This window comes from Bartonella sp. MR100HLJHH (assembly GCF_042194215.1).
Lineage (GTDB): Bacteria > Pseudomonadota > Alphaproteobacteria > Rhizobiales > Rhizobiaceae > Bartonella > Bartonella grahamii.
In genome coordinates this window covers 1-5,617 of sequence record NZ_JBHIMR010000033.1, presented here as the reverse complement: position 1 = coordinate 5,617, position 5,617 = coordinate 1, and the positions used below count along the sequence as shown (strand labels likewise).

Annotated in this window: 7 protein-coding genes; all 7 read right to left on the bottom strand. The window is 38.4% G+C overall.

Going from position 1 to position 5,617, the window contains the following annotated elements:
- Positions 1 to 409: 409 nt before the first annotated feature.
- The gene (locus ACFIJ7_RS08920; protein WP_375645115.1) at positions 410 to 979 is read right to left on the bottom strand and encodes an SMI1/KNR4 family protein; all 570 of its coding nucleotides are present in this window, start codon (positions 977 to 979) and stop codon (positions 410 to 412) included.
- Positions 980 to 1,031: 52 nt separating this feature from the next.
- The gene (locus tag ACFIJ7_RS08915) at positions 1,032 to 1,601 is read right to left on the bottom strand and encodes an SMI1/KNR4 family protein (protein WP_375645114.1); all 570 of its coding nucleotides are present in this window, start codon (positions 1,599 to 1,601) and stop codon (positions 1,032 to 1,034) included.
- A 54-nt stretch (positions 1,602 to 1,655) separates the two neighbouring features.
- Complete coding sequence (locus tag ACFIJ7_RS08910) at positions 1,656 to 2,225, bottom strand: SMI1/KNR4 family protein (protein ID WP_375645113.1); 570 nt, start codon at positions 2,223 to 2,225, stop codon at positions 1,656 to 1,658.
- Positions 2,226 to 2,277: 52 nt separating this feature from the next.
- Positions 2,278 to 2,868, bottom strand: coding sequence for an SMI1/KNR4 family protein (locus ACFIJ7_RS08905; RefSeq protein WP_375645112.1), 591 nt, complete (start codon positions 2,866 to 2,868; stop codon positions 2,278 to 2,280).
- Between the two features lie 46 nt (positions 2,869 to 2,914).
- On the bottom strand, positions 2,915 to 3,502 hold the full coding sequence (locus tag ACFIJ7_RS08900) for an SMI1/KNR4 family protein (protein ID WP_375645111.1): 588 nt from the start codon (positions 3,500 to 3,502) through the stop codon (positions 2,915 to 2,917).
- A 52-nt stretch (positions 3,503 to 3,554) separates the two neighbouring features.
- On the bottom strand, positions 3,555 to 4,136 hold the full coding sequence (locus tag ACFIJ7_RS08895; protein WP_375645110.1) for an SMI1/KNR4 family protein: 582 nt from the start codon (positions 4,134 to 4,136) through the stop codon (positions 3,555 to 3,557).
- Between the two features lie 50 nt (positions 4,137 to 4,186).
- Positions 4,187 to 5,617 (bottom strand): HNH/ENDO VII family nuclease (locus ACFIJ7_RS08890; RefSeq protein ID WP_375645109.1); only part of this gene is annotated, 1,431 nt, incomplete at its 5' end.

The following is a 5,617-nucleotide window of genomic DNA, read 5'->3' as shown; positions in this document are numbered from 1 at the left end:
ACGTAAGGAATATCAAACAGACCGTGCTTTTTATCTAACGGCTTTTAATGAAGATGATCAATTTACCTATGACCGTATCGAGCGTGGAATAAACGATGACGGTTTTTCGTAAAATCTCTGGAGACAATAGCTCCCAAGGCGGTAGACCTATCATACGTTATGAACAGCATCCTTTAGTGAAAAGTCATAAGACATCGCACTGAGGCAATTTGGAAATCTTATAAAATATTAAACAATATAACAGTGAACCTTCAAAGCACTCCCCATCATTAGTTTTGGGGGACTTTGGGGGTGCCGCTTATATGTATTATTTTATTTTTGATTGAAAAAAATATATAAGGGGGGGAAAAGGAACCATCAAAACCTTCAAAACTTGCGTTATAAACGCTCCATATTTCCTCTATCAATTTCACCTCTTCCATAGTTTTTTCCAAAAACTCTTGTAAAAAGGTATAGGTTGCGGAGTGGGAGTGTTCTCAGTCTTTTCAATCGGTTGTTCACCTTCAGGTATCTCTTCTCCCACGTGTACTTTAATTCTTTTGCAAAGGAATTCATAAAAATTACTTGCATAATATTCGCAATCTTCAGATGGAAGCCTGATATAGAGTGGGCATTCTCCATCCCGAAACTGCGTATAATCAAAATAAAAGGTTTCACCAAAATCAGCGTAACACACGATAAGCTGTTCTGATGTTGCAAAACCACGTTTTCTAGCATTTAAGTTTTTGAAAACAATATCACCACCAGGGATATCTGCTCCACACTCCTTATAAAGGCTAAAGATTTCTTCACCACCAATTTCTCCTCCTACATATTTTTTTAAAAAGCTCTTATAAGAAGATGTGAATTGCAAACCGAGAGCTTTCTCCTCCTTTTCAATCCGTAGATCATCAGCCGCATTTTCTTCAGTACGAAAATTGATAATATCATTATATTTATCAACTAATTCTATGACATCATCTAAGGTATAGGCTTTCATAAATGAACCTCAAAACTTGCGTTATAAACGCTCCATATTTCCCCTATCAATTTCACCTCTTCCATAGTTTTTTCCAAAAACTCTTGTAAAAAGGGATAGGTTGCGGAGTGGGAGTGTTCTCAGTCTTTTCAATCGGTTGTTCACCTTCAGGTATCTCTTCTCCCACGTGTACTTTAATTCTTTTGCAAAGGAATTCATAAAAATTACTGGCGTAATATTCGCAATTATCCAATGGAAACATAACATAGATTGGACATTCTCCATCTCGAAACTGCGTATAATCAAAGTAAAAGGTTTCATCAAAATCAGCTTCACACACGATAAGCTGTTCTGCTGTCACAAAACCACGTTTTCTATCATTTAAGTTCTGAAAAACAATATCACCAGCAGGAATACCCATAGGATTATCATAAAGACTAAAGATTTCTTCACCACCAATGTCCCCGCCTTTACAATGTTCTAAAAAACTCTTGTAAGACGATGTAAATTGTAAACCGAGAGCTTTCTCCGCCTTTTCAATCACGAAATCACCAACTGCATCATCTTCAGTACCAAAATTGATAATATCACCATTATATTTATCAACTAATTCTAAAACATCATCTAAGGTATAGGTTTTCATGGATGAACCTCAAAACGTGCGTTATAAACGCTCCATATTTCCTCACTATCAATTTCACCTCTTCCATAGTTTTTTCCAAAAACTCTTGTAAAAAGGGATAGGTTGCGGAGTGGGGGTGTGCTCAATCTTTTCAATCGGTTGATCACCATCAGGTATCTCTTCTCCCGCGCTTTCTTTAATTCTTTTGCAAAGGAATTCATAAAAATTGCTAGCGTAATATTCGCAATCTTCAGATGGAAGCATGACATAGAGTGGGCATTCTCCATCCCTAAACTGCGTATAATCAAAATAAAAGGTTTCACCAAAATCAGCATCACAAACGATAAGCTGTTTTGGTGTTGCGAAACCACGTTTTCTATCATTTAAGTTTTGAAAAACAATATCATCAAAAGGAACACCTATAGGATGCTCATAAAGACTATAGATTTCATAACCATCAATGTCCCCGCCTTTATAATGTTTTAAAAAAACTTTATAGGAAGATGTGAATTGTAAACCGAGAGCTTTCTCCGCCTTTTCAATCACGAGATCACCAACCTCCTTATCTTTGCTAGCAAAATTAACAATATCACCTTCATATTTATCAACTAATACTGCAACATCAGCTAAGGTATAGGTTTTCATGGATGAACCTCAAAACGTGCGTTATAAACGCTCCATATTTCCTCTATCAATTTCACCTCTTCCATAGTTTTTTCCAAAAACTCTTGTAAAAAGGGATAGGTTGCGGAGTGGGGGTGTGCTCAATCTTTTCAATCGGTTGATCACCATCAGGTATCTCAACTCCCACGCTTTCTTTAATTCTTTTGCAAAGGAATTCATAAAAATTACTGGCATAATATTCGCAATCTTCAGATGGAAGCATGACATAGAGTGGGCATTCACCATCCCGAAACTGCGTATAATCAAAATAAAAGGTTTCACCAAAATCTGTTCTGCTAACGAAAAGCTGCTCTGGTGTCACAAAACCACGTTCTCTATTGAGTAAGTTTCGGTAAACAATATCACCAGCAGGAATACCTTCCCCACAATCTCCATAAATGCTAAAGATTTCATCACCACCAATTTCTCCTCCTCCATATTTTTTTAAGAAAATTTTGTAAGAGGATGTGAATTGTACGCCGAGAGCTTTCTCCGCCTTTTCAATCTGTAAATCATCTGTTTCATTCTCTTCATCATCTTCACTACCCAAATTGATAATCTCATCATCATATTTATTCACTTTATCAATTAATACTGCAACATCAGCTAAGGTATAGGTTTTCATAAATGAACCTCAAAACGTGCGTTATAAACGCTCCATATTTCCCCTATCAATTGCCCCTCCTCCATAGTTTTTTCCAAAAACTCTTGTAAAAAGGTATAGGTTGCGGAGTGGGAGTGTTCTCAATCTTTTCAATCGGTTGATCACCATCAGGTATCTCAGCTCCCACACTTTCTTTAATTCTTTTACAAAGGAATTCATAAAAATTACTTGCGTAATATTCGCAATCTTCAGATGGAAGCATGACATAAAGTGGGCATTCACCATCCCGAAACTGCGTATAATCAAAGTAAAAAGTCTCACCAAAATCTGTTCTACTTACGATAAGCTGTTCTGGTGTCGCAAAACCCCTTTTTCTATTATTTAAGTTGCGGAAAACAATATCACCAGCAGCAATACCTATTCCACAATCCCTATAAACGCTACAGATTTCATAACCTCCAATTTCTCCTCCTTTATAATTTTTTAAAAAACTCTTATAAGAAGATGTAAATTGTAAACCGAGAGCTTTCTCCGCCTTTTCAATCAGTAGATCATCAACTGCATTTTCTGCAGTACCCAAATTGATAATCTCATCATCATATTTATTCACTTTATCAATTAATACTGCAACATCAGCTAAGGTATAGGTTTTCATAAATGAACCTCAAAACGTGCGTTATAAACGCTCCATATTTCCTCTATCAATTTCACCTCTTCCATAGTTTTTTCCAAAAGCTCTTGTAAAAAGGTATAGGTTGCGGAGTGGGAGTGTGCTCAATCTTTTCAATTGGTTGGTCACCATCAGGTATCTCAGCTCCCGCGCTTTCTTTAATTCTTTTACAAAGGAATTCATAAAAATTGCTAGCGTAATATTCGCAATCTTCAGATGGAAGCCTGACATAAAGTGGGCATTCACCATCCCGAAACTGCGTATAATCAAAATAAAAGGTTTCACCAAAATCTGTTCTGTTAACGACAAGCTGTTCTGGTGTCGCAAAACCATGTTTTCTGTAATAATTTAAATTTTGGTGAACAATATCATTAACAGAAACACCTATAGGATGCTCATAAAGACTAAAGATTTCATAACCAGCAATGTCCCCACCTTTATAATGTTTCAAAAAACTCTTATAAGAAGATGTAAATTGTAAACCGAGAGCTTTCTCCGCCCTTTCAATCACGAGATCATCAACTGCATCATCTTCAGTACGAAAATTGATAATATCATCATCATATTTATTCACTTTATCAATTAATACTGCAACATCATCTAAGGTATAGGTTTTCATCAATTATTCTCCAAACTTCTTTTTTCTCTCTTTTCATCAACCGTAGAGCATTATTGCCGATGCTCCTGTCCCCATCTGTCAAAATCTATCCCTATGATACTCCATTTCATATCAATTAGTCCTCCTAAATTATTGTTTTTTTGTTCTCTAAATCCTTTAGCACGTTCCTTCCAATATTCCTCTCTCCACTTATCAAACTTTTTTCTCTCTATAAGCGATTTATGTGTTTTAGAAGGAGCATGAATCACCGAACTATATTTGTTATGAAATTTATTGCTAATTTCTGCTATGGGACCCTCATGTGTTTGCTTTAAGTGATGTAACTCAACAGATTGACCATCAAACCCTATAGGTGCTCTTCCTGCTTCCATCCTTTCAACATTGGTGCCCCACACCGTTTTTCCTTTTTCTTCCCAATCAGAAATTCTGTTAGGATCAAACAAATCGTCTCTCTGATAGGCTTTGTTTGTCTGTCCAAATTTGCTATCGGTAAATTTAGTGGGTTTCTCTTTTAACCAAAGCTTTTTTTCTTTAGCGGCGAGTTTGGTCAGTTCTTTCTTCGCCGCAAGTTTGTCAGGATCTCCCTGAGCTGCAAGTTCTGCAAGATTTTTCTTGGAAGCGAATTGAGCAAAATCTTTCCTAGCATTGAACTTGATCACAGCCTTTTCGCCAAGCTTTATGCCTCCCTTGGCTGCTCCAGCAACTCCTGTCATTAGGGATGCTGTTTCAGTCAATAATTTTCCAAATTCAAGACCAGCATTAAAGGAACCACCGGCACCGGCTCGCTCATATTCCTCCTCCATTTTATTAATGCGATCTACATAGGGCTGTGCAAAGGCATGCCCAAGGGTAGCCAAAACCTTACCACTGGTGAAGAAATCTTTGAGCGCTTTCAAAATCTCTTTGGAATTTTTGGCTATTTGTATCAAGTCACCAACCGTAGGAGAACTGATTATTTGCAAAAAACCATCAACCGTATCGTATACTTCAGCCGGTACACCAGCTACCATACCAGCCCCAAAGCTTATACCTTGCCCTGTACTAATCGCAGACCACTTCGCAGACACTGCTGCTTCACATAAAAGGTCAGGACACTCCTTTAATTCTTTATTCATCTGGGCTATTTGAGCACTGCTGAGGTAGTTATTTGCAGCGGCATTACCAGCGGCATCGGCACCGGCATCAACATTGCCACCGGCAATGGCAGCGGCAACGCCCCCAGCAGCCCGTGCGACATCAATGGTGTGGTCTCTAAAGTCAGCAAACTGCGCATCAATCTTTGCGTTTATACGCGCTTCCTCTTCCGGAGTTGGGGTGCGACCGTTTAGATCCCCCATTTCCTCTTTCACAATGCCTTGCACCCACAATTGAAACTGGAGCATGGCTGTGGCTTCACCCACAGCCCCGCCGATAGCACCGGCAGAGCAAGCGCCACTCGCAACCGCGCCTTTTAAGCAGCCAAGACCAGCATGGGCAACAAT

Excerpts from the sequence above, each read along its gene's own strand:
- ACFIJ7_RS08895 (WP_375645110.1), bottom strand. The coding sequence starts at position 4,136 with ATGAAAACCTATACCTTAGATGATGTTGCAGTATTAATTGATAAAGTG.
- ACFIJ7_RS08915 (WP_375645114.1), bottom strand. The coding sequence starts at position 1,601 with ATGAAAACCTATACCTTAGATGATGTTTTAGAATTAGTTGATAAATAT.
- ACFIJ7_RS08920 (WP_375645115.1), bottom strand. The coding sequence starts at position 979 with ATGAAAGCCTATACCTTAGATGATGTCATAGAATTAGTTGATAAATAT.
- ACFIJ7_RS08900 (WP_375645111.1), bottom strand. The coding sequence starts at position 3,502 with ATGAAAACCTATACCTTAGCTGATGTTGCAGTATTAATTGATAAAGTG.
- ACFIJ7_RS08905 (WP_375645112.1), bottom strand. The coding sequence starts at position 2,868 with ATGAAAACCTATACCTTAGCTGATGTTGCAGTATTAATTGATAAAGTG.
- ACFIJ7_RS08910 (WP_375645113.1), bottom strand. The coding sequence starts at position 2,225 with ATGAAAACCTATACCTTAGCTGATGTTGCAGTATTAGTTGATAAATAT.